Origin of the sequence: Pectinatus haikarae (assembly GCF_050916305.1) — a bacterium.
GTDB classification, from domain to species: domain Bacteria; phylum Bacillota; class Negativicutes; order Selenomonadales; family Selenomonadaceae; genus Pectinatus; species Pectinatus haikarae.
Genome location: NZ_CP116940.1, coordinates 233,760 through 256,920, shown reverse-complemented (window position 1 = coordinate 256,920; position 23,161 = coordinate 233,760). Strand labels below are relative to the sequence as shown.

The 23,161-nt window shown below is 38.0% G+C and carries 22 protein-coding genes and 1 tRNA gene; 16 read left to right on the top strand and 7 right to left on the bottom strand.

Going from position 1 to position 23,161, the window contains the following annotated elements; translation table 11 throughout:
- Window positions 1-23: 23 nt before the first annotated feature.
- Window positions 24-599 (bottom strand): TetR/AcrR family transcriptional regulator, encoded by a 576-nt coding sequence (locus NXG61_RS01255; RefSeq protein WP_231038432.1) that lies wholly within the window; start codon window positions 597-599, stop codon window positions 24-26.
- 266 nt (window positions 600-865) lie between these two features.
- Here NXG61_RS01255 and NXG61_RS01250 point away from each other — a divergent pair, with 266 nt between their 5' ends.
- The gene (locus tag NXG61_RS01250) at window positions 866-2,044 is read left to right on the top strand and encodes an MFS transporter (RefSeq protein WP_307223789.1); all 1,179 of its coding nucleotides are present in this window, start codon (window positions 866-868) and stop codon (window positions 2,042-2,044) included.
- Window positions 2,045-2,137: 93 nt separating this feature from the next.
- Here NXG61_RS01250 and NXG61_RS01245 read toward each other — a convergent pair whose 3' ends face one another.
- Complete coding sequence (locus tag NXG61_RS01245; protein ID WP_196603224.1) at window positions 2,138-2,533, bottom strand: bacteriohemerythrin; 396 nt, start codon at window positions 2,531-2,533, stop codon at window positions 2,138-2,140.
- Window positions 2,534-2,889: 356 nt separating this feature from the next.
- On the opposite strand from NXG61_RS01245, the gene NXG61_RS01240 reads away from it, so the two are divergent.
- From NXG61_RS01240 to NXG61_RS01205, 8 genes are all read left to right on the top strand, one after another.
- Entirely contained in the window at window positions 2,890-3,204 is a 315-nt protein-coding gene (locus NXG61_RS01240) for a PTS sugar transporter subunit IIB (RefSeq protein ID WP_307223791.1), read from the top strand.
- Window positions 3,205-3,237: 33 nt separating this feature from the next.
- Window positions 3,238-4,512 carry a PTS transporter subunit IIC gene (locus NXG61_RS01235; RefSeq protein WP_196603226.1) on the top strand — a complete coding sequence of 425 codons (1,275 nt, stop codon included), beginning with the start codon at window positions 3,238-3,240 and terminating at the stop codon, window positions 4,510-4,512.
- A gap of 21 nt (window positions 4,513-4,533) precedes the next feature.
- The gene (locus NXG61_RS01230; RefSeq protein ID WP_196603227.1) at window positions 4,534-5,016 is read left to right on the top strand and encodes a PTS sugar transporter subunit IIA; all 483 of its coding nucleotides are present in this window, start codon (window positions 4,534-4,536) and stop codon (window positions 5,014-5,016) included.
- A 75-nt stretch (window positions 5,017-5,091) separates the two neighbouring features.
- On the top strand, window positions 5,092-6,120 hold the full coding sequence (locus NXG61_RS01225) for a 2-hydroxyacid dehydrogenase (RefSeq protein WP_196603316.1): 1,029 nt from the start codon (window positions 5,092-5,094) through the stop codon (window positions 6,118-6,120).
- 13 nt (window positions 6,121-6,133) lie between these two features.
- Complete coding sequence (locus NXG61_RS01220; protein ID WP_307223795.1) at window positions 6,134-7,018, top strand: class II fructose-bisphosphate aldolase; 885 nt, start codon at window positions 6,134-6,136, stop codon at window positions 7,016-7,018.
- A gap of 36 nt (window positions 7,019-7,054) precedes the next feature.
- Window positions 7,055-8,095: a 2-hydroxyacid dehydrogenase gene (locus tag NXG61_RS01215; protein WP_307223797.1), complete on the top strand. Its 1,041-nt coding sequence runs from the start codon at window positions 7,055-7,057 to the stop codon at window positions 8,093-8,095.
- A gap of 315 nt (window positions 8,096-8,410) precedes the next feature.
- Window positions 8,411-11,284 carry a sigma 54-interacting transcriptional regulator gene (locus NXG61_RS01210; RefSeq protein WP_307223799.1) on the top strand — a complete coding sequence of 958 codons (2,874 nt, stop codon included), beginning with the start codon at window positions 8,411-8,413 and terminating at the stop codon, window positions 11,282-11,284.
- A 35-nt stretch (window positions 11,285-11,319) separates the two neighbouring features.
- On the top strand, window positions 11,320-12,120 hold the full coding sequence (locus NXG61_RS01205; RefSeq protein WP_307223800.1) for a Cof-type HAD-IIB family hydrolase: 801 nt from the start codon (window positions 11,320-11,322) through the stop codon (window positions 12,118-12,120).
- A 47-nt stretch (window positions 12,121-12,167) separates the two neighbouring features.
- Here NXG61_RS01205 and NXG61_RS01200 read toward each other — a convergent pair whose 3' ends face one another.
- Together NXG61_RS01200 and NXG61_RS01195 are read right to left on the bottom strand one after the other, a co-directional pair.
- Window positions 12,168-13,457 carry a M18 family aminopeptidase gene (locus tag NXG61_RS01200; protein ID WP_307223802.1) on the bottom strand — a complete coding sequence of 430 codons (1,290 nt, stop codon included), beginning with the start codon at window positions 13,455-13,457 and terminating at the stop codon, window positions 12,168-12,170.
- 85 nt (window positions 13,458-13,542) lie between these two features.
- On the bottom strand, window positions 13,543-14,091 hold the full coding sequence (locus NXG61_RS01195) for a PadR family transcriptional regulator (protein ID WP_196603232.1): 549 nt from the start codon (window positions 14,089-14,091) through the stop codon (window positions 13,543-13,545).
- Between the two features lie 101 nt (window positions 14,092-14,192).
- On the opposite strand from NXG61_RS01195, the gene NXG61_RS01190 reads away from it, so the two are divergent.
- From NXG61_RS01190 to alsE, 5 genes are all read left to right on the top strand, one after another.
- Window positions 14,193-14,723, top strand: coding sequence for a phenolic acid decarboxylase (locus NXG61_RS01190; protein WP_307223804.1), 531 nt, complete (start codon window positions 14,193-14,195; stop codon window positions 14,721-14,723).
- Between the two features lie 497 nt (window positions 14,724-15,220).
- On the top strand, window positions 15,221-15,688 hold the full coding sequence (locus NXG61_RS01185; RefSeq protein ID WP_196603234.1) for a PTS sugar transporter subunit IIA: 468 nt from the start codon (window positions 15,221-15,223) through the stop codon (window positions 15,686-15,688).
- A gap of 20 nt (window positions 15,689-15,708) precedes the next feature.
- Window positions 15,709-16,020, top strand: a complete 312-nt coding sequence (locus NXG61_RS01180; RefSeq protein ID WP_196603235.1) for a PTS fructose transporter subunit IIB — start codon at window positions 15,709-15,711, stop codon at window positions 16,018-16,020.
- A 51-nt stretch (window positions 16,021-16,071) separates the two neighbouring features.
- On the top strand, window positions 16,072-17,175 hold the full coding sequence (locus NXG61_RS01175) for a PTS fructose transporter subunit IIC (RefSeq protein ID WP_307223806.1): 1,104 nt from the start codon (window positions 16,072-16,074) through the stop codon (window positions 17,173-17,175).
- A 224-nt stretch (window positions 17,176-17,399) separates the two neighbouring features.
- A complete protein-coding gene (gene alsE, locus NXG61_RS01170; RefSeq protein ID WP_307223808.1) occupies window positions 17,400-18,092 on the top strand; it encodes a D-allulose 6-phosphate 3-epimerase in 693 nt (230 codons plus the stop codon).
- Window positions 18,093-18,151: 59 nt separating this feature from the next.
- Here the strand turns inward: alsE and NXG61_RS01165 are convergent, their stop codons facing one another.
- Window positions 18,152-20,086 carry a BglG family transcription antiterminator gene (locus NXG61_RS01165; RefSeq protein ID WP_307223810.1) on the bottom strand — a complete coding sequence of 645 codons (1,935 nt, stop codon included), beginning with the start codon at window positions 20,084-20,086 and terminating at the stop codon, window positions 18,152-18,154.
- Window positions 20,087-20,310: 224 nt separating this feature from the next.
- Between NXG61_RS01165 and NXG61_RS01160 the strand changes: the two genes are divergently transcribed.
- Window positions 20,311-21,249, top strand: a complete 939-nt coding sequence (locus tag NXG61_RS01160; RefSeq protein WP_307223812.1) for a sensor domain-containing diguanylate cyclase — start codon at window positions 20,311-20,313, stop codon at window positions 21,247-21,249.
- Between the two features lie 239 nt (window positions 21,250-21,488).
- Here NXG61_RS01160 and NXG61_RS01155 read toward each other — a convergent pair whose 3' ends face one another.
- Complete coding sequence (locus tag NXG61_RS01155; protein WP_196603239.1) at window positions 21,489-21,701, bottom strand: cold-shock protein; 213 nt, start codon at window positions 21,699-21,701, stop codon at window positions 21,489-21,491.
- Between the two features lie 313 nt (window positions 21,702-22,014).
- Between NXG61_RS01155 and NXG61_RS01150 the strand changes: the two genes are divergently transcribed.
- Window positions 22,015-22,098 (top strand) — tRNA-Leu (locus NXG61_RS01150).
- 59 nt (window positions 22,099-22,157) lie between these two features.
- Here NXG61_RS01150 and NXG61_RS01145 read toward each other — a convergent pair.
- The gene (locus NXG61_RS01145) at window positions 22,158-23,153 is read right to left on the bottom strand and encodes a glycosyl hydrolase family 18 protein (RefSeq protein ID WP_307223814.1); all 996 of its coding nucleotides are present in this window, start codon (window positions 23,151-23,153) and stop codon (window positions 22,158-22,160) included.
- Between the last annotated feature and the right edge of the window lie 8 nt (window positions 23,154-23,161).

Sequence of the window (23,161 nt, the reverse complement as noted above, 5' to 3'; positions counted from 1 at the left end):
ATAAGCATAAAAAATAATATCCTCTAGCATTTTTTTATTCCGTAAAATGAACAGTGAACTAATTTCCTGATATAGTCTTCATTCAATATATCCCCTGTTATCAATAACCGATAAAAAATCGGACCAAAAATCATATCGATGCATAATTCCAAATCGGTGTCGGCAGACAGTTCACCTCGGTTTATGCCATTTTGTAGAATTTGAGCAGCTTTCATGCGCCGCGGAATAAAATATCTGGCACGATATTCTTCTGCCATTCTTCTGTCAAATTGTCCCTGTGCAATCAGTTCATTCAAAATTTTGCCCTCATCACTTAATAGAAAATTACTCAGATTGATCGACTGGCGAGTGATGTCTTCAATAACTGAACCAGTGTTGGGGATAGGAAGTTTGGCTGTGGCAGTTGAGAGAAAACCGTCTATGATAACAGCTGCCTTATTGGGCCACCATTTATATATGGTGGCTTTGCTCACTTTTGCCTTTTCCGCGATTTTTTCTACAGTTATATTTACGAAACCCATTTCCAAAAGTAAATCGTATGAAGCTTTTAAAATGGCCTGTTCGGTGTCTTTATCGCGAGGCCTGCCCCTCTTTTTCAAAATGAATGCCTCCATATATAATAAATTATGCTGCAATAACTGACAGACAGCATTTTTAAAACATTGTTTAAATTGAAAAAAATATCATTTTATCATAAAATTTAATATACGCTGCTGTAAATAATGATAAACGACCAGTTATTATTATACTAGATATAAAAAAAAAAGAAAATCAATCTATTTACAAAACTATACGTTTATTATATACTGTTTATAAATAGTGAACTAATAGTTTACTATTTATAAACAGGAAAGGGGTATAAAAAATGAATGAAATAAAAAATGAAAAAGCACCTAATGATTACATTATTGTAATATTAGCTGCTGCCTGCGGTACGATAGTGGCAAATCTTTATTATGCGCAGCCTTTGATTGCATCGATCGGTATGGATTTAGGACTGCCATTATCCTTTGCCGGAGTTATTGTAACATTTACTCAGATTGGTTATGTACTCGGATTATTATTTTTAGTGCCTCTTCTGGATCTGGTCGAAAACCACCGATTGGTTATTTTTACAATGATGATAGCTGTGGCAGCGCTTATTGTTTCCGCTGTAAGCAAAAGTGCGGCCATTTTTCTTCTGGCAGCTGTGGCAGTAGGATTGGGATCCACTGCTACGCAGATACTTGTCCCTTATGCAGCCTATTTGTCAGATGAAGCCAATAGAGGTAAAACAGTAGGAAAAGTTATGAGCGGATTACTTTTGGGAATAATGCTGGCACGCCCTGTATCTGGATTCATCGCGGGAATATGGGGATGGCAGGCAGTGTTTTTGATCTCGGCGGCAGTGACAGTGGTCTTAGGAATCGTTCTGGCATTAACATTACCGAAACGCAAGCCAGACGCAGGGATAAAATATAAGGCTCTTTTGTATTCTCTGTGGCTGTTGTTTAAGGATACGCCTATATTACGGAGGCGCGCTTTTTATCAGGCCGCGCTGTTTGGTTCGTTCAGTTTATTTTGGGCAGCGGTACCTTTATGGCTGGCAGATAATTTTGGGTTGACTCATCAAGGGGTGGCATTATTCTCACTTGCCGGAGTGGCGGGAGCTATCGCTGCTCCGATCGCAGGAAGATTTGCAGACAGAGGCGAGACAGCTCCGCTCACTGGTGCGGCTATGATCACAGCTATGATCTCATTTATAGGTGCTGCGATATTTACTGGAAAATCGGCAATAGCTTTGGCCATATTAGTTCTTTGTGCCATACTTCTTGATATGGCAGTTTCCGGTAATCTTGTTTTAAGCCAAAGGATTATTTATTCGCTAGGTGACAAGGTACGCGGAAGATTAAACGGTGTATTCATGGCGCTTTTTTTTGTCGGCGGAGCAACCGGTTCACTGCTGGGCAGCTGGTCATATTCTTACGGCGGCTGGCTGCTTACTGCTCTGGTTGGAGGAGCAATGGCGGCAGCATCGCTGCTGTATTACTTTACAGAGAGCTAGTATACGGAAAAACTGGACATGGAAAAGAAAATCCCCTGAAGTACAGCCTTCATTGTCTGTTCTTCAAGGGATTTTTATGTGGAGGGTAATGTTTTATTGTTTTTGAATGCGGCAGTCTTTTTTCTTTATATGATTTTGCAGCCACTCTACTAAAAATTGAAGAAGATCAACTATACCGTCTTTTTGATTTATATCGATTTCCTCAAGATTTATAGAATTCAGTTTTTCTACAAATTTTATATGTTCAAGTTTATGACTGAATCTGTGAAGATATTGAATGCTTTCCATATATTTTTCTTCATCGGCGAAATGAGTGATCGTATATTCCCGCAGTTCACTGATAAGACTTATAATACGGTCATATTTGTCATTAACAAAATTATTGGATAAAAGATCAAATGTTTCATTTGCGATATCAAATAATTTTTGATGTTCATTATCAATAAATTCTATTCCGGTCAAATAATCAGCTGTAAATTCATAATGCATAGGTACATAACTCCCTTTAGAATAAATATTACTTTATACTAACATAAATTTTAATAAAATGTAATATTTTTTTGACAAGTGTTTTTTCACTGGCTGCGGATATGCCGATACTTCAGCTTACAATATAGTATATAAATGGAACAGCCGCTTTCTTTTTGAATAGCTGGGCAGGATATTATTTTGGTAACAATTATTTAAAAGTTTTGTAAAAAATATAAAATTTGTGTAATAATGAAAAAGAATAAAAGAAAAAAAACCTATTAGAATAAAGGGAAAGCAATGTTTTTTTTGTAATTGGCATGACACTTGCATTATATATTACCAGAATTACAAAATAAAAAAAAGGATGAATGATTATGAGTAAAAAAGTAAAAATTCTTTGCTGCTGCGGTGCAGGTATCTGCACATCAAATTATCTGAGGGAAGAAATTGAAGATCGTCTGAAAGAAGAAGGGCTTAGCAAGGATGTCACCGTTAATTTGTGCAGAGTGACTGATGTAGAAGAAACACTTTCTGGTGGCAGCATAGATTTACTTGTTACCACTGTAGAAATGAAAGGGGATTATTCTGTACCTATGATTAGGGCATTAGGTATTATGCTCGATGAAGCTGCAGCGAAAAAGGCTTTGGATGAAATAATAGACAACGTGCGCACAATCATGAAGGAATGAGATGAATAAATAAAATAGGCAGAGGTGATTAATATGGATTTTGTGGACAGCATAACAAAAGGATTATCTTTATTCTTTGGTTTTGATTCATCAGTCACAATAGTCGGAATAATTCTTATAGTTTCAATACTGGTGCAAGTAGACTTCAAAAAAGCTATTTTGGGAGCTTTAAAGGTGTCAATAGGGCTTACGGGATTATTTTTGGTCGTTAATCTCATTCAAACAGCTATGGTTCAGCCTATTCAAAATATCATTTCACTTTATGGAATCAACAAGAGTGTAGTGGATATAGGCTGGGGCTGTCTGGGATATGCTTTCGGCAATACCTACGGATATTTTGGTGTTCTTGTATTCCTTGTTTTGAATATTTTTCTTGTATCTATACGGTTTACACAGACATTATATGTGGATGTATTCAATACATGGCGTGCTATGCTGCTGGGCGGACTGGTCGGTGTGGTCAGCGGCAGTTTCTGGATAGCAACACTGGCTGTTGTTGTTTTTTTGATAATAGATGTCAAGGCGGCTGATATTGCAGCGCCTTATATTGAAAAAATCAATAATTTTCCTCCGGGGGGATCATGGCCGCACGGAACGCATTTTTCCTTTCAGGCATGTATAGCTATTCCTCTTGAATGGATATTGAGAAGAATACCTGTAATAAAAGATGCAACATTTAATGCTGAAACAATACAGGAAAAATTTGGTGTTTTGGGTGAAACGACCGTTATGGGAGCTGTACTTGGCATATTGATCGGTCTTTTCAGCCAGATCGGCATCATGGCTTCTTTGCTTTTAGGGGTAAAAATGGCAGCTGCATTTCTGCTTCTGCCGAGAATGGCAGCCATTCTTGTTGAAGGCTGGTTTCCTATCATCAAGGCTTCAAGAAAAATATTAGTAAGCAAAATGCATAGAGATGATGTCAGAATAGCCCTTGACTGTTCTACAGTTATAGGACATTCGGCAGTGGTGCCGACAACACTGATCATGTATCCGCTGGCCTTGATAATTTCAGTACTTTTGCCGGGCAATCAGATGATCGCATCTGTAAGCTTGATCATTGTCCTCTGGGAAAGTGCGGCTGTTAATGCGATCACCGAAGGCAATATTCTGCATAATATTATAATCCTGTCAATTATTGTCGCTTTATTTTGCTGGGGTGCCACATTGATGGCGGGACCGATGACACAGCTGGCAGGCAGCCTTGGCTATGATGTATCAAAAGGAGCGTTGTCTGCATGGGATGCCACAGGCACACCGGCTTTAGTTATAGTTTATAAATTATTCTCATGGATATTTGGTTTTTAAACATTTAAGGGGATGGGGAATATGGGTAGTGCAAACGAAACAGAACATACATTTTATGATGCAGCAATATTAAGTGAGGCGAAAACAAAGAGGGATGTTATATCTTTTCTGGCTAAGGATCTGTTTGAAAAGGGATATGTAAACGAAGACTATTGCAAGGCCACACTGGAACGAGAAGATAATTATCCTACTGGTCTTGCTACTAAACCGATAGGTATCGCAGTCCCGCATTCCAATCCGGAAAATGTTCTGAAAGAAGCGATCGTTGTAGCCATTATCCCCAAAGCGGTAAAGTTTGCGGAAATGGGCAACAATGCTTCCCTGATAGACGTTGGTATAGTATTCATGCTGGCGCTGAAGGGAGAAAACAATCATCTGAATTATTTAAAAAACATTGTTAATTACTTTAAACAGCAGGAAAATGTTCTCAGCTTTCATGCACTGAGATCGAAAACACAAATGAAGTCTATATTGCTGCAGGATATACTGAAAGTACAGCAATAAGGCATAATGCATTTGCGGGAGGAAAATCTGTCCGCCTGCATCAGCAGCTTATTAGCGGAAAGGAATTTGCTTAAAATGAAAGTTATCGGCATAGGAGATTTACTGATACCTTCACAGTATATAGAAAAAGGCTTTTCCATTTTCAGGGACAGTGGTGCTGAGCTTTCCGTCGTCGATTGGCAGCTTAAGAATCAGGAAGAATTGCAAAATATAAATCTGCAGATAGAGCAGTACGGCAGCGAAGCTTATTCAGTGCAGGATGAGCTCTTGGAACAGATAAAATATGCGGATATTCTCATTACGCAGTTTTGTCCTATTAATAAAAAGGTAATGGATGCCTGTGCAAATCTCAAGGCAATAGGCATTCTGCGCGGCGGCTGCGAAAATGTCAATCTGGAAGCGGCATACGAAAAAAATATACTTGTATATAATACGCCGGGCCGAAATTCTTCGGCAGTGGCAGACTTCACTGTAGGGATGCTCATTGCTGAATGCCGCAATATTGCCAGAAGCCATGCCAATTTGAAAGAAGACAAATGGGTGCGCGAGTATACCAATAAGGAATATATACCGGATCTGGAAGGCAGGACAGCAGGTATCATAGGTCTCGGGACAATAGGAAGGAAAGTTGCAAAGCGTTTGCAGGCTTTTGGTATGAAGATATTGGGATATGACCCTTTTTCAACGGAGCTTCCTGAATATATAAAAACTGACAGCTTGGAGAATACAGTAAGAAATGCGGATTTCCTTTTGCTGCACAGTCGTATGACGGCAGATACGAAGCATATGATAAATGCAGAAATATTGAAGTTAATGAAACCTGCGGCATATCTCATAAATACAGCCCGATCCGGTTTGGTAGACGAAAAAGCCCTGTATGAGGTTTTGGACAAACGGAAGATAGCGGGAGCTGCTCTGGATGTTTTTGATGAAGAGCCTCTGCCCTGCGGTTACGCACTGGCGGCTCTGCCTAATGTCACAATAACACCTCATTTGGCGGGAAGTACGACAGATGCGTTTTTGCATTCACCATATCTACTGGCTCAAGAAATGGCACCTTTTCTCTCAGGAGATGCCACATCTAAATATATTATAAACAAATAATGGAGGAATATTTATGTCACTGGTAAGTTTAAAGGAAATTCTCAATGATGCCCGCAAGAATAAATATGCTGTGGGAGCATTTGATGTAAGCAACCTTGAGATGGCAATTGCGGTGGTGGAAGTGGCCGAAGAAAAAAAATCCCCTGTTATTTTGATGGGATTATGCCTGGACCTGCAGGGTGACAGATTGGATTATTGGATTTACAGCCTGCGAAAAATAGCGCAGAAAGCAGCTGTTCCGGTATGCATACATTTAGATCATGCTACTGATGTAGAATTCATCAAAAAATGTGTAAATGCAGGATTTTCATCAGTAATGATTGATGGTTCGATGCTTCCGCTGCAGGAAAATATTGAGAAAACCAAATATGTTGTTGATTATGCTCATAAATTTAATGTCAGCGTTGAAGCTGAATTGGGACATGTGGGCGACGGGATAGTGGGAAACAGCGAAATCGGCGCACCCAAAAAGGATACATTTGATAAACCAGAAGATTCACTGACTCGGCCGGATGAACTTAAGCATTTTATTGATTCTACCGGAGTCGATTGTATAGCAGTCGCTGTCGGAACAGCACATGGTATATATGTATATGAACCTAAAATTCATTTTGACAGATTGAAGACGTTAAATGAAATATCCGCGGTACCTATGGTGATGCACGGTGGTTCAGGCACACCGGCTGATTTGATAAAAAAATCGGTGCAGAATGGGATATGCAAGCTGAATATATTTTCAGAAATGCTAACAGCCTTTTACGGTACAATGAAGGATGAGCTCAACAGTGCAAAACATCTGGCTATCTGGCCTCATAATGCCAATGAAAAACCTTTGGCGGCTTTGAAAGAAGTGGTCGCTGCGAAGATTGATCTGGTTGGTTCTGAAAATAAAGCATGAATGTATAAGCAATAAAATAATCTGGGAGAGATAAAAATGGCAAAAACAAAAATTCTCTGTGTGGCAGACGGCGGTATCACAAAAAATCTTATGGAACAAATGCATGAATTGGAAAAATATGATGCAGAAGTAACAATAATAGAGGACAAGGACATGTATGCGATGGGACCGATAACCGATCGTATGCTTTTAATAGAACACGGTGGTGTTGATGCGGCGCCAATTTGTCAGGAACTGCTTGAAAATTGCTCAGATAAGGATATTCTCGTAGTACATGTGGCTTCTATAAATAAAGAAATAATAAATGCCTGTAAAAATTTGAAGGTTGCAGCCGTATTGCGCGGTGGTTACGAAAATGCGGATATTGCGGCTTTGACAGAAAAAAATATAAAACTCATAAATGCTCCCTGGCGCAGTGCAAATGCAGTCGCCGATTTTACGGTAGGTATGATGATAGCGGAAAATAAAAATATCGCCCGCAGCCATAAACTTATATTCGAAGGCAAGTGGTGTAAAAAATATGCAAATCAAGAATATATACATGATATGCGTACGATGACGGCAGGTATTGTCGGTTTTGGTTATATAGGTCAGAGAGTAGCAGAAAGGCTGCAGGGATTTGGTACAAAAGTCATTGTGTACGATCCTTATATTGATAAGAGTAAGTTTGCCGGCACTGATGTAAAGTTTGTGGAACTTGATGAATTACTGGCATCGGCAGATTTCGTAAGTGTACACTTACGTCTTTCAGAAAAAACACAGCATTTCATAGGGACTGACGAACTGGCAAAAATGAAAGAGACAGCGTATCTCATTAATACAGCCAGATCAGGACTTGTAGATACTGATGCATTAGTAAACGCACTAAAAAACAAGACTATAGGCGGAGCAGCAATAGATGTTTATGATGAAGAACCGCTGCCCAAGGATCATCCTTATCTGCAGCTGGACAATATCACGCTTACCTCTCATCTGGCAGGTACATCGTGTGACACTATGCGGAATTCCGTTGAAATTGGCGTAGAGGATCTCAAGTTATACCTGACTGGAAAGAAAATGCTCAATGTACGTAATTGATTGACATTGCACCGCGGGCAGATTGACTGTGACGTCAGCTGCCCGGCAGTGAAAACTGCAAGAGTTGCCGCCCGCAACATAACCCCCATTTTTAATTGAGTAACTGAGTGAAAAGACAAGGCGTATCAGTCAATAATATACTGCCTTGTCTTTTCTGCTAAATAAATTTGTATATTGTGTACTTTTTTTACCGGCTGCTGTAATATTATATAGCTTAGTTCTATTTTTATGGGCACTGAAAAATAACAATAAAATTATTTAAAAGGCATATAACAGAAAAATAGGAATAATAAATTAATAAAAAGGAGGTATATTGTGACTGATAATTTGAGAGATAAACTGGCAGCTATGATCAATACCGAAAATAAAAAAAATCCGCTTACGGATGAACAGCTGGCAGAACAGCTGGATGTTCTGCGAGAAACAGTCACAGGAATAAGAAAAGAACTTGATATACCAAATTCACGTACAAGAAAAAAAGAAATTGTCAAAGCGGCTGTAAGTAAAATAAAAGAAAAAGACCCTGATATAAGTATAGGAAATCTTGTCAGCGGACTGGAAAAAGAAGGAATCTGCATATCAAGGACATATATAAATGATCTTATGAATGAAGAAAAAAATGGCAGTGTTGAGGAACAAGATAATAGTGAAAAGAAAAAAGAAAATGATATTTTTTCAAAATTGATAGGCTATAATGGGAGTCTGCTAAAAAATATTAAACAGGGACAGGCGGCTATTTTATATCCGCCTTTTGGACTGCCCACGCTCATTATCGGTGAAAGCGGCACAGGAAAAACATTATTTGCCGAATATATGTATAAATATGCTGTTAAACAAAAGGTTTTAAAGAATGACGCGCCATTCATACTGCTCAATTGTGCAGATTATAGTGATAATCCGCAGCTGTTGGTATCTATATTGTATGGTTATCAAAAAGGCGCATTTACAGGGGCTGATAAGGATACAGAGGGACTTGTGGAAAAAGCTGATAATGGTATGCTTTTTCTGGATGAAATACATCGTCTTCCGCCGAAAGGGCAGGAAATGCTGTTTTCCATTTTGGACAGAGGAAAGTTCAGGCGTTTGGGAGACATAAATACTGAAAGGACAGTGCATATATATTTTATAGGGGCGACCACAGAAAATATAGAGTCATCGCTTTTACTGACATTCAGGAGAAGAATACCGATGCTTATCGAACTGCCCCGCTTGGAGGATCGATCTCTGAATGAAAAAGTGAAATTGATACACGGTTTTTTTCAGCAGGAAGCTAACAGAACAAATTATAAAATTCTGGTCAATGCAAAAATTATGGAAGCATTTGCTTTTAAAAAATATTCGGGAAATATTGGACAGCTGAAAAGTGAAATACAGGTGACATGTGCGAATGCATATGTAGATAAAATAAATAATAAAAGAGAAGAAATATATATAGGTTTCAATGAAATTTTATATCAAAAATTTTTTTATGACATAGATACTCAGAAAAATAATATGAGATTCAACGATGCTTTGTTTATACCGAACAGTGATGAAGCCGAGGATTCGCTGCTGATGGTAAAAAATCAATATTCTCTGCCGGAAGATATATATGAAACTATAGAAAATAAGTATTATGAACTTAAAAATGCCAGTATTTCTGCGGATAAAACAGAAGAAATAATATGGAATTTCTTGTTGAGTTATTTTGATAAAATACGGCTTGATGCCCAGAATAGGAATATATCTTCGCTTGACGAACTCAAATACCTTTTAGACGGTTCAATAATTCAGCTGTTAAAAGAGTTTGTGACTTTAATGAGAGCTGACCGGCCTGAAAGGCAGATAAACGAAAAGGTATTGATATATTTGGCAATACATTTGGAGGAAGCTGTAAAGCGAATAAAATTCAAGCAGGAAATAATGAATCCTAATCTCCTTTATATTAAAGCAAATTTTGCTGACGAATTTAAATTGGCCGGACAGCTGGCACAAAAACTGTCAGAAAAGAAAAAGATAGAGATACCGGAAGGCGAGATAGGATTTATTGCCATTTATATACATGAATTGATGAAGCCGCCTGCCAAAAAAAACCGCATTGCTATTATCACCATTTCACACGGAAAAGTGGCTACCGAGATGGTCAGTGTAGTGAAGAAAATGCTCAGTGTGGACTTCCCGATAGCGATAGATATGCCCCTTGATATAAATCCTGTAAAAATCTTTGAGCAGGTCGTCGAATTGGCAAAATCTCTCAGTGCAGAGGAGGGAATACTATTTTTTGTCGACATGGGATCGCTGGTCAGTATAGGTGAAATTGTACACAGCAGGACCGGTATGCAGACACGAACTATTGATAGAGTAGATCTTGTTTCTGTTCTGGAAGCGGTACGCAAAGCGGATGCTTCCGATGAATCATTGGATAATATATATTATGATATCATAAACTCGAAACATAATTATTCTTTAGTGACAGTGGAAAACTCTGATAAACCGCCGGCTCTTATATGCATGTGCCTGACAGGGCATGGAGTAGCCTTGAAAATAAAGGATATACTGATCAAATATTATGTGGGCGTAAAAATAATTCCTCTGAGTATAATGGATGATAATGTAAAGGCAAAAATAGATAATTTGCGCCAGCAGTATAACCTTCTGGCCATTGTCGGGACCATCAATCCCAAAATCGAAGGATTGAATTTTATACCTTATGACAACAATTTCACCAAAGATAAACGAATGTTTCTCGATTATCTGCTGAAGGAAAATGGCGGAGGTATAGCACATACGATGATCAGAGAAGAGCTTGTTCTTGTTGGCTTGGAATGTGCAGACAAGAAAGAAGTAATCGAAACAATGGGAAAACTTTTGTGCAATGAGGGATTTGTGAAATTTGAATATATAAATTCAGTGCTTGGGCGCGAGGATATGAACAGTACTTATTTCAGAAACTGCGTAGCGCTGCCGCATGGACTGCCGTCATTTGTGAATAAATCAGTTATAATTTTTGCCAGACTGAAAAAAGCAATACCTTGGGACAAAAATGGCAATGAGGCACAGCTGATATGTATGCCTGCGGTAAAGAGTGAAGATGTGGCTGCAATAAATAATCTTTTCAAGATTCTTAAACAGAAAGAAAAAGTTGAAAAACTGATATCCGCACAACAACAGACGGAGTTTGTTGAAATAATCAGGAGCGCCTATGAATAACAAGATTTTCGAATAGAAGCAAACAGGAGTAATATATGGACATAAAATTGATCGTCAGCGATTTGGACGGGACTCTTTTGAACAGCAAAAAATTAGTCAGCGGAACAAGTATAGAAATTATGGAAGAAGCCGCAGAGAAAGATGTAGATGTATCAATAGCTACGGGACGGATGCATACCTGTGCAGCATTTTTCGGCAGGATAATTAACAGCAGAGTACCGGTTATATCATGCAACGGCGGCATGATACGCACTGCTGATACAAATGAGCTGGTTTATGAGAAATATATAGATGATGCTGTAGCTGAAGAGATTTTGGCTTTCCTTTTTGAAAATGGAGTATATTGCAGCTGGTATATAGGTGTGGAAAATTTTGCACCGTATTTTTCGTGGAAAATGTTTCCTGACTATACTACGGTCAAAACACTCGATTTTATAGAAACAGGTAAGAATTATAAAAAATATGCCCATAAAGTAACACAATTTATACTGCGGGACAATAAAAAACTGCAAGCTGATATATTGAAGAGAATGGATGCTAAATTCGGCAGATATGTGTCATTTCAGCAAAATACAGGATATACCATTGATATTACGCCTCAAAATACTAATAAAGCGACAGGATTGAAGCTGCTGGCAGAATATCTGCACCTCAGACGGGAAGAGATAATGGTACTGGGGGACGGTGATAATGATCTGCCGATGTTTGCTTATGCAGGCACGTCTGTTGCTATGGCAAATGCGAAGGAACAAGTCAAAAAAAGAGCAACATTTGTGACAGCCGATTGTGACAGCGATGGAGTGTCTGATGCAATAAGAAAAGTATTGAATATATAAAAATATACCTGCTGCAATAATTGATTTTATACTGCGGCAGGTATATTTTATGCTGAAAAAAACGTCTGAATTAATTTTTCGACAGCAGGCTGATCGTTTATGCCCATAATCTCACGTGCAGAGTGCATAGCGAGTATGGGGATGCCGATGTCAAGGGTGCGCATCGGCATATTCGCTGACAATATAGAACCAAGTGTAGAGCCACCCCTCATATCAGACCGGTTGACAAACATTTGATAGGGAATGTCATGCTGGCAGCATAACTCTTTAATGATCCCAACTGCCTCAGCATCACCCGCATAAGATTGATTGGCCGCAATTTTTATAACAGGGCCTTTATTTAAAAGCGGAAGATTTGTAGGATCGTTTTTTTCGGGATTATTTGGATGCAGTGCATGAGCAACATCGGCAGAAAGAAGGAAACCGCCGGCAATATCGGCAAAATAATTTTCAGTTGAAAAACCAAGATTTTTATAAATACGTTCAATAACCTGCGGCATAAGCAAAGAACCGGCTCCCTGCTTTGTACGGCTGCCTACTTCTTCATTATCAAAGAGAGCTGCTATATTTATGCCATCTGGTCTATTGCTTTCAGTAAGAGCTTTTATGCACGCACTCACTGAAGTGAGGTTATCAAGGCGCGGTGAAGAAATGAATTCATTGTCAAATCCGCATACACAGCCGGATTCGGCGGGATATACCGTTAATTCATAGGAGAGGATTTCCTTTTTTGGACAGTCCATCTTTTTAGCAAGCATTTCCAGAAAAAAATCATCGGATAATTTGTCGCAAGAAGTCATTCCTGCCAAAGGCAGCATGTCTTTCTGCGGATTTAAACTATTTCCTTCATTTATTTTTCTGTTCATATGAATGGCAAGATTAGGGATGGTCAGCATAGGTCTTTTAAAATCCAGCAGATCTATATGAGGCTTGAAAGGTGTTTCACCTTTGCGTACGATCTTACCGGCAATGGATAATGGTCTGTCCAGCCATGTATTCAGGATCATGCCGCCATAAATTTCAATATTGAGCTTATTATAACCATTTTTTGATATTGATGCTTGTGGCTTGATGCGCAGACACGGAAAATCGGTATGCGCTGCGGCTGCTCTGATACTGTGCAGCGGATGTTCATTGATACAAAAAGCGACCAGTGCAGAGCTGTATATACGCAGATAATATTTGCCGCCTTTTTTCAAATGCCAGGTATTTGTAGGTGATAGCTCTGTAAAGCCCATATTATCAAGGCGAGCAGCAGCTGCTGCAACTGCATGAAAGGGAGAGGCAGATTCAGCGATAAATTTAAGCAAAGCATCAGTTGTTTCAGGAATAGTCATGATAACCGCCTTTATAAATTAAAAGTAAAATTTCCAAAAATAAAAAATATATATAAATAGTTGTTTATGCTCTGGGGCAGAAGGATCAATTATTTTTCAGAGATCTGTATTCATCTTTGAGCCATTTTAATTGGGTGTTTTCCCGCAAAATCGCTTTTTTTAAAATAAGGTAATGTCCAAAATTTTGTTCTTGATTTTCTCTTGAAGAGAAAAGTTCTCCCATCCTTGCAGACAGATAATCAAATTTTTTTTGATGACGCAATATTTCTTCAGAGAACAGATTTTTTATACGCTGATCATGTCTATGGTCTATAAAATATAATTTTAGAGTAAAATCGTCACGTGTCGGCTGTATTTCATCCAGTGGATCTGAAAGCCATTTATCCAAAGCATCTATACCGGCTGATTTAATCATATAGTAAGTTTTTTCAAGTTTTTTACCGGAAATTTCCATTCTGGAGGTGATAAGATGTTCTTCTTCCAGTTTCTTTAATTCTGGATATATCTGACTGTGCTTAGAATTCCAGAAATCGCCTATTTCACAGCTGAATAATTTTTTGATATCATAGCCAGTTAGATCGTGTTGACGCAGTAACCCCAGGATTACATATTTCAAAGTATTTTTTTTTGCCATATAGAGCCGTCCTTGACATTTATTTTCTTTAAGTATATCATAATATTCATATTTGATAACATGTAAATATTTACATGATTTAATTAAAAAGGATGAGGAAAATGATTTTTAAGGATTTAAGTGATTTTTTGGGTGCACATTTTATTTATACCTATGATAATGGATGGGAATATGAATGGTATGCCAAAAATTCTCACACTGTAGATTATCGCATTCATGGTGGTATGGTCGCGGGGCGCTGGGTGACTGATCAGGAAGCACATATCGTAAAATTAACCGACGGAGTTTTTAAAGTGACCTGGACAGAACCTACGGGAACAGATGTTGCACTTGATTTCATGCCGAATGAAAATAAAATGCACGGAGTTATTTTCTTCCCTAAATGGGTTGAGGAGCATCCGGAAATTACCGTATGCTATCAAAATGAGCATATAAATTTAATGGAGGAAGCGCGTGCAAAATATGATAATTATCCCAAATATATCGTACCTGAATTTGCAAAGATAACATATATTGGAAAAGCAGGATTGGATAATGAGGAAGTTATTTCTGAAGCGCCATATAAAGGAATGACCGATGATATCAGAGCTGGAAAATATTTTAATGGTGATTATAAACGCATTGGCAAATAAAATCATGTGATTAAATTTAAATTTTTATGATTTATATATTTGACTGAATCACTATGATATGTTATTATTTATTTGATAATGAATATCATTCCTTTCTAACTCTCCAATAATATATGTATTGTATTATCCACTACACTCCACCAACTATTGCGGTTGGTGGTTCTTTTTTTCTAAAAATATAAGTATTTTTTATAGATGAATCAGTACACAATACAGCTTTCGACAGATTGAATTCATTCAATAACTGCCGCATATGCACAGCATCATAACAGGACTGTGCAATATGCAGGATATATAAATTTTCTCCGGTCACTTATATTATCTTTGAAATAAGGTTCATAAAATATGTCTGTTTCAGTGGACAGAATAAAATAACCATTGCAACGGACATATCATAGAGAGCACGATAAAATACGGATGCTATAATACCAATATAGAAATTAAATTTGCAAATTTAAGATTTTTATATTGAATTACCAGAGAAGGGACGGTGTAATATGGAAGAATTTTTTCAGGCTCAGGACATTATAGATCCTAAAACAGTTCTTGTTCATTTAGAAGCGCACAATAAAAAAGAAGCTTTGCAGAAAATGGCAGAAGCACTAAGGAAAACGGGATATCTTAAAGATACGGAAAAATATCTAAAGGATGTTTATTTGAGAGAATCAAAAGGAGCGACAGGAATCGGTGGATATATTGCAATTCCTCACGGCAAAAGCTCAGCTGTACAAAAAATCGGAGTAGCCGTTGCAACACTCGATGAAGAAATTGAATGGGAAACGCTGGATGAACATGGTGTGCGTGGCATTGTCCTGTTTGCTGTAGGAGATGATGATGAAGCCGCACAGGATCATCTGAAGCTGCTTGCCTTATTTGCCCGTAAACTGGGGAGAGAATCTGTAGTAACAGCGTTACTGAATGCAGATACTGCGCAAGATGTACAAGCTGCATTTTCGGATAATTAGATTGATTGGGAGGATTTATTATGAATATAGTCGGGATTTCAGCGTGCACTGTAGGGATTGCACACACATATATTGCACAGGAAAAAATTGAAGCGGCAGCAAAAAAGGCCGGAGACAATGTCAAAATAGAAACACAAGGAACTATTGGTATCGAGAATGCACTGACTGATGAGGATATTGCTCAGGCGGATATCGTTATTTTGGCAGTTGATGTCAAGATTTCAGGCGAAGAAAGATTTGCAGGAAAAAAAGTTATTAAGGTAAGCACACAGACAGCTATCAAATCACCAAATAAACTTATTGAAAAATTACATGAACTGGGCAGGCAATAGTTTCTTCATCAAAATATTTTATGTGATAAAAACGAATAGGGGGTACTGTTTATGAATATAAAAGAGATTTGGAAAGCGGCAAATCCAAAAGGTCATCTGCTGACCGCTATCTCATTTCTGATTCCGATTGTCTGCGGGGCGGGTTTTATTATTGCTATCGGAATGGCGCTTGGTGGTACAGCTCAAAATGCTTTGGTCCCGGGAAATTTTGATCTTTGGCAGGCTTTGGCCACTATGGGCGGAAAGGCACTGGGGCTTTTACCTGTTGTCATTGCATGCGGGATTTCCGGATCAATTGCCGGTAAGCCCGGTATTGCACCGGGGTTTGTCGTGGGTTTGGCAGCTAATTCTATCAGCGCCGGCTTTATAGGCGGCATGATCGGTGGTTATCTTTCAGGATATATTGCTCTTGCTATCATAAAAAATGTAAAAGTTCCCAATTGGGCAAGGGGATTAATGCCCACATTAATTGTTCCTTTTTTCGCATCTATCAGCAGCGGATTGATTATGATCTATATTATCGGAACACCAATTGGAATATTTACTGATGGCTTGACATCATTTTTGAGAAGTATGAGTACATCCTCCAATCTGATCGTTGGTGCAATTATCGGGGCATTGTGCATAGTTGATTTTGGCGGACCGATCAATAAAACTTGTTTCGCATTTGTTTTGACTCTTCAGGCACAGGGTGTAAATGAACCGATCACTGCACTTCAGCTGGTCAATACAGCAACACCTATAGGTTTTGGTTTTGCCTACTTTGTCGGTAAACTTCTGCGGAAAAATATCTACAATGATAAAGAGGTTGAAACGCTGAAATCTGCTGTTCCAATGGGAATAGTCAATATTGTTGAGGGGTCTATTCCTATTGTCATGAATGATATTATCCGTGGCATTGCAGCAGCAGCAATCGGCGGAGCAGCCGGTGGTGCGGTAACAATGGTTTACGGTGCAGATGCTACGGTCCCTTTTGGCGGAGTATTGATGCTTCCTACAATGTCACACCCAATGGCAGGCATTATGGCATTACTGGTCAATATTTTTGTAACCGGAGTTGTATATGCGGTCATAAAGAAAAATGTGTCGTGTGAAGTTATTGAAGATGATGAAGAGGAAGAAGATATAAATTTGGATGATATTAAGATTAACTGATACCTTGATCATATTCTTTTCTTTAATTTTTAAAATAGTTGGATATAATTATTAATAATCATCATAGTATTCAGTAATAACTGAAAAAATCATATGCACAAGTTTACATCAGCCGACTTTGATGGCTGAGAATGCATAAAAAAGACAATTCAGCATCAAGATGCTGTGCAATAAATTAAATTATCTTGGAAGATATATGTTTTTAAAGAAAGGAATTTATAAATATGAGCGAGCATATTAATATTTCACCATCGTTGATGACAATGGATCTCGATCAGTTCAAAGAGCAGATCACTTTCTTGAATGATCGTGTGGATTCATTTCATATAGATATAATGGACGGACATTTTGTACCAAACCTAAGTCTGTCACCGTGGTTCATTGAGCAGACACGCAAGCTGAGCTATAAAGAAATGTCAGCACATTTAATGGTAACAGATCCTACATTCTGGGTACAACAACTTATAAATATTAAGTGCGAAGTTATCTGTATGCCAGCAGAAAACCTGACTGGAATAGCCTTTCGGCTGATTGATCAGATACATGCGGCTGGTTTGAAAGCCGGTGTGGTATTGAATCCGGAAACATCAGTCTGCGATATAATGTCATATATTGATATTCTTGATAAGATAACGATTATGACAGTAGATCCGGGATTTGCCGGCCAGAGATTTCTTGGAAGTATGTTGGATAAAATAACCGAATTGCGTAAGCTTAGAGAAGAACATGGATATCGTTACTGCATTGAAATGGATGGGTCAACAAATAAGGCACATTGGAAAATGATCCATGATGCGAAGCCGGATATTTATATCATTGGGAGAAGCGGGCTTTTCAATTTGGCGGATAATATTGAGGATTCCTGGAATCTTATGATTGCTGAGTTTGAAGAGGCCACAGGCAGAAAATTTGCCTGAATTTTGAGGTCCCCATTTTACTTAACCCCCTGACTGCCGTACGGCAGTCAGGGGGTTTGTCATTGATCTGCGAAAAGTAGCTGACGTAATTGTTTTTTGGAAGAGATATTTTGCATACGCTCCACAATATCATCATTTGCTAACTTTTTCATTAGTTGATGCAGGAAAGTGATATTTTCTGCTGTGGGAAGATCGGGAAGAATGATCATAAACAAAATGCGGATATTATTGCCGTCGGCATCCCAGCGAAACGGTTCAGGAAGGAGACTTATCGCGAAAAAGGCTTTGGGAAGATGAGGCAATTGGGCATGTGCTAAGGCAATGCCGGGTGCGATGCAGGTATCACCAAGCTGTTCTCGTTCTTCCAATCCGGCAAGAATGTCAGTTTCATATTCGGTGATTTTGGACGGAGCATATTTCAAAAGCTGACGGAACAAGCCGGATTTGTCTGCAGCAACGGATGTAAATTCGATGATTGGGATTTTTTCAATAGCGCTATTGCCTGTTTTAGGCTTTTGGCGCAGGATATCCAAGGCCTGCCGAACATTTTGTTTGTCGCGCTCAATAAATAATGTATTGACCAGAATAGCAGGAACGGGCCATTCTGTTGATAATTTTACAGTGGTGAGTATGAGATCGACATCCTGTTCGGTCAAATATTCCGGTGTGATAGAACGCGTCGGTGCTGTTCCTACCACATAAATTTCCGGGAAAAAACGTTTTACTTTTATTCGTAATAATTCTGATGTTCCCATTCCGGTAGTGCAGATTAATAAAGCTCTGACCTGATGTGGATGCTGTTCAATGTAACGGGCAAAATAAAGTGTAATGAAAGATGCTTCATCATTATCTACAGCTGGCAGACGAAATTTATTCGGCAGATAATCTGATATTTGACGGATGGTCTGATAAACAGATCCATATTCTTGGCGAATATCGTCAAATAACGGGTTTTTGACTGTCAGTCCTGAACGCATGCGATTGAGCATAGGACTGATATGGCTGGCCAATTCTGCTGTGATAAATTCATGATGAACGGGGATACCTGATCTTCGGGAGAATTCCTGGACATAAAAATTAGTAATCTGCTGTACTTCAGTCTGAACAGGGATATTTAGATTACCGCTTATTTCTGATTCCATTCGGGACCCCGCAAGATAATTACAAATGTTGGTCGTTTCTGATCGGGGCAGCTTTTTGCAAATATAACCTTCAATGTTTTCTTTTACCTTTTGGGCAAGTGTATAATAAATATCCTGACTCAGATCAATTCCTGCGTCAGATTTTGATTGATCAAAGTCGCCTTTTCTTGCCCGGCAAATCAGTATATAGAGATGGGATAATAAGTTTACATTGTACGGGGCAGGTATGATGCTGTCAATTTCTTTTTCAATAAGCTCTATTTGGCGAATTATAAACCGCAGATCGCTTTTATCAAACTCAACGGAAACATTTTTTAAGTCATTAAAATTAATCAAATTCAATTTTGTCAGCAATTGAATCAATGCTTTGCGTATATGATGCTCAGGACCTGCAATGGAGAGCCGATTATTGTTCTTTTGCAGAGTCAGACCATACTTTATCAGCCCCTGATTGATAGTGTCCTCGTCAGTATAAATGGCTGACGGACTAAGATAATAACGGCTGAAAAGTTCTGATTCCTTCAGTGACAGCGGTGCATGAAAAAGCAATTCTTTCATAATATGCAGCCGCCGTTCGACCGGTGAAAAATTGTAATGTATGCTTTTTTTCTTATCTGTATTTAGATTATGATTATAGTGACTCTCGAGATAAGCTTCATAATTTAAACGAATACCCTTTCCTTTTTCGGCATCAATGAGATTGGTGTTCGATTGCTGATTGATTTGCTTAATTAGCCGATAAACAGTTTTCGATGACAAAAATATTTCTTTGGCTAAATTCGCCACTGTCACGAATGATGACTGCTGCAGAAGGTAGTATATGATAAATTCTTCACGTTCTTTGGATTTCATAATTCCGCCTCATAAAATTTGATGTTTCTTACTTAGATGAATTTATTAAAAGTAGGTGAACATCTGTTTAACTTTAAATTAATATATTATAAATTATATACGTATGCATTCATATCAGTCAATGTACGATCTGATACGGTCAAGAAAAACAGGTTTTTATTTTCAAATGATTGCTCAGAGCTGTTCAAAAGTATTATAATCGTTTTATAATATTTTTGAGAAATATGAAAGTTGGTGATCATATGGCAAGCTATGAAATGGATAAGAAGAATTTGATCAAAGTAGGAAACGAAATTATTACACTTAAAAAGTTATTTGAGGTTATCCCGGTATCGGTTGTGTTGATTAACAGGAAGGGAGAGCATATATTAGACAGCAAAGTTTTATTGGATATTAATAATTCTGAGCCTCATGCTTTGGTGAGGCATAAAGTTGCGGAATTAAGTAAAGAAGATGCTAATATTATTGAACGAGATTTCGGACTTTTCGATCAAAATAAGACTGTACCGGCACATGATTTGGCGATCAATAATAAAACATACAAAGTAGTTGTTGCACCTCTGCGTAATGATTCCGGTTATGCATTTGCGGAATTAGCGGTACTGACCGACATAACAGAGAATAAGAATACCGAGCATCGGTTGGCCAAGCTGAATGAACAATTAAAGCAGCTGGCTTCTCGCGATGGTTTGACGCAGCTGCTTAATTGGTATTCTTATAATGATATATGCAATAAAATGATAGGGCTGGCAAGACGGGAAAATACATCATTCTCTGTTATGTTTATAGATATAGACCATTTTAAAAAGGTTAATGATACTTACGGACATGCAGCGGGAGATACAGTCCTGCGGGAAGTTGCCGACTGCATAGTGGAAAATTGCAGAAAAACCGATATTATCGGAAGGGTTGGCGGCGAAGAGATCGCCGTTTATCTGCCGCAGACTGATTGTCATGATGCGATAACCCTGGCAGAAAAAATAAGGATATATATTGAAAAAGAAAAATTTGATGCGGAAGGCACGCTTATTAATATTACGGTCAGTATTGGCATATCAAATGACAAACCGTATTATCAAACGATAGCCGATATAAAAAAGGACGCAGATGCGGCGATGTATATGGCAAAAAGTAATGGGCGCAACAGAATTGAGCATTTATAATATAATTTTTAAGATATAAAAAAACTGTATTTTATAGGAATATTCCGATGTGAATTTTCCATTATTGCCAAGAAAATATATACAAAAAAGACCTTAGCATCGGTTTTATACCAATGCCAAGGTCTTTTGTTAAGACTGTAGTAATACTTCAAAAAAACTTTATTAGCTAAAGAAAAAGCATTGACTTTTCACTGCAATTATTTCTTCGGCCAGTAAATTTTTCTTGAAATAAATGGTAATTACATTACCTGAACGTTAATGGCTCTGAGCTTATTCGGGTCTCTGTTATCTTTTTCAATATCAAAAGAAACTTTCTGGTTTTCATCAAGAGATTTAAAACCTTCTGATTGGATAGCTGAAAAATGAACGAAAACATCACCTTCGCCATCTTCTCTTGTAATAAATCCAAAACCTTTGTCTGCGTTAAACCATTTTACTGTACCTTTATTCATATAAAGTACCTCCTATAATATTATCTGCATAAAAAAATCTCACACACTTTTGTAAATCATTGTACAAACAATAACTTACAAAAATATGTGAGTTCAATTAGCACATTGTTGAATACTCATTAAGTATAGCATGTGTGTATTATATAGTCAATAAATTTATAAAAAAATATTATTGACTATATAATACCAATTGCCTATAAAATAAAAACATAAGAATATAGGATTATATTAAATAGATTTGTCGAAGTAATTGTGATAAAAATTTAAATAATTATTGACTGTATAAATAAAAACACGTATAATTAATGTCAATGCGGAAGTGGCGGAATTGGCAGACGCGCTGGACTTAGGATCCAGTTCCCCGTGAGTGCAGGTTCAAGTCCTGTCTTCCGCACCAATAAGAATATTAATGCACTTCGAGAAACTTTCGAAGTGCATTTTTTATGTTTGAATCGGTCATTCATCGTCACCCAAGCGCCATAAACTTATGGCATTGATACCCATTTCGCCGGCTTTTTTTGACCATTCCGCAATAGTTTTTTTATCAGCAAACCATACAGTATAGTTTATGCTTTCATCTTTATAAGAAAAAAACAATGCACCGCTTTTTTCATCACGCTTTGTATTTGTCTGATGTTTTTGTGCCAGCATTTCCGCTTGGTCAGATGATATAAATCTTTTTTCTCCATTGCTTCCCCACAGGCATCCACCAGCTGAAAAGGCGGCACCTACCGGACCTGGCAATGCCTTCATTGAGTTACTTGTTTGCTCTATGAAAGCAAAATCAGCTTTGGGACCCGGCCCGCTGTGCAGCCCGTATAAATTGTACATCATTACTACATATTGAGGACCACGGGGAAAATTGTAAGCCGCAAATTTTACAGAAGGCTCTAAAATGACGCGCAGTTTTATGTTTTGGGCGTATGCTTTATCGTAAAGAATTTTAATAAAGTGTATATATTCTTCGGCTGTATATTTATCTTTAAAAATTTGTTCATAGTCAAGATCAATACCGTTAAAACCATTCTTCTGCGCCAGAGCAATTATCTTGTCGGCATAGATAATTTTCTTCATATTGCCGTCAAGAGTTCTTTTTACTAAAGTAATACTTTTTAGACTGTTTTTATTATGTGACACAACATCATTGACAATGGTGAGATACCTTCTGGGAATATCATTGTTCAACAGGACGGCAGAGTCAAAATCGTCGGGCAGAGTCAACTGATCTTCATCTGAAAAATAAGCAGCAAAATATGATATACTGTCGTACTTTTTTGACGGCAGTTTATTTGGGTCCTTTGGCATATCCCAATAGACAAGCCACGCACTATTTTCTGCAGGACTTTCTGGCATAGGCCGTGTTGAACACCATGCCGTATAGGCGGAAAAAAGCAGTATTAAACTTAAAGCAAAGCCAACCGCAAGTTTTGTTATTTTGGGGTAATATTTCATCTTCTCCT

Excerpts from the sequence above, each read along its gene's own strand:
- NXG61_RS01225 (WP_196603316.1), top strand. The coding sequence starts at position 5,092 with ATGAAAGTTATCGGCATAGGAGATTTACTGATACCTTCACAGTATATA.
- NXG61_RS01190 (WP_307223804.1), top strand. The coding sequence starts at position 14,193 with ATGATTTTTAAGGATTTAAGTGATTTTTTGGGTGCACATTTTATTTAT.
- NXG61_RS01195 (WP_196603232.1), bottom strand. The coding sequence starts at position 14,091 with ATGGCAAAAAAAAATACTTTGAAATATGTAATCCTGGGGTTACTGCGT.
- NXG61_RS01235 (WP_196603226.1), top strand. The coding sequence starts at position 3,238 with ATGGATTTTGTGGACAGCATAACAAAAGGATTATCTTTATTCTTTGGT.
- alsE (WP_307223808.1), top strand. The coding sequence starts at position 17,400 with ATGAGCGAGCATATTAATATTTCACCATCGTTGATGACAATGGATCTC.
- NXG61_RS01215 (WP_307223797.1), top strand. The coding sequence starts at position 7,055 with ATGGCAAAAACAAAAATTCTCTGTGTGGCAGACGGCGGTATCACAAAA.
- NXG61_RS01185 (WP_196603234.1), top strand. The coding sequence starts at position 15,221 with ATGGAAGAATTTTTTCAGGCTCAGGACATTATAGATCCTAAAACAGTT.
- NXG61_RS01245 (WP_196603224.1), bottom strand. The coding sequence starts at position 2,533 with ATGCATTATGAATTTACAGCTGATTATTTGACCGGAATAGAATTTATT.
- NXG61_RS01205 (WP_307223800.1), top strand. The coding sequence starts at position 11,320 with ATGGACATAAAATTGATCGTCAGCGATTTGGACGGGACTCTTTTGAAC.
- NXG61_RS01175 (WP_307223806.1), top strand. The coding sequence starts at position 16,072 with ATGAATATAAAAGAGATTTGGAAAGCGGCAAATCCAAAAGGTCATCTG.
- NXG61_RS01220 (WP_307223795.1), top strand. The coding sequence starts at position 6,134 with ATGTCACTGGTAAGTTTAAAGGAAATTCTCAATGATGCCCGCAAGAAT.
- NXG61_RS01165 (WP_307223810.1), bottom strand. The coding sequence starts at position 20,086 with ATGAAATCCAAAGAACGTGAAGAATTTATCATATACTACCTTCTGCAG.
- NXG61_RS01250 (WP_307223789.1), top strand. The coding sequence starts at position 866 with ATGAATGAAATAAAAAATGAAAAAGCACCTAATGATTACATTATTGTA.
- NXG61_RS01200 (WP_307223802.1), bottom strand. The coding sequence starts at position 13,457 with ATGACTATTCCTGAAACAACTGATGCTTTGCTTAAATTTATCGCTGAA.
- NXG61_RS01180 (WP_196603235.1), top strand. The coding sequence starts at position 15,709 with ATGAATATAGTCGGGATTTCAGCGTGCACTGTAGGGATTGCACACACA.
- NXG61_RS01145 (WP_307223814.1), bottom strand. The coding sequence starts at position 23,153 with ATGAAATATTACCCCAAAATAACAAAACTTGCGGTTGGCTTTGCTTTA.
- NXG61_RS01230 (WP_196603227.1), top strand. The coding sequence starts at position 4,534 with ATGGGTAGTGCAAACGAAACAGAACATACATTTTATGATGCAGCAATA.
- NXG61_RS01155 (WP_196603239.1), bottom strand. The coding sequence starts at position 21,701 with ATGAATAAAGGTACAGTAAAATGGTTTAACGCAGACAAAGGTTTTGGA.
- NXG61_RS01160 (WP_307223812.1), top strand. The coding sequence starts at position 20,311 with ATGAAAGTTGGTGATCATATGGCAAGCTATGAAATGGATAAGAAGAAT.
- NXG61_RS01240 (WP_307223791.1), top strand. The coding sequence starts at position 2,890 with ATGAGTAAAAAAGTAAAAATTCTTTGCTGCTGCGGTGCAGGTATCTGC.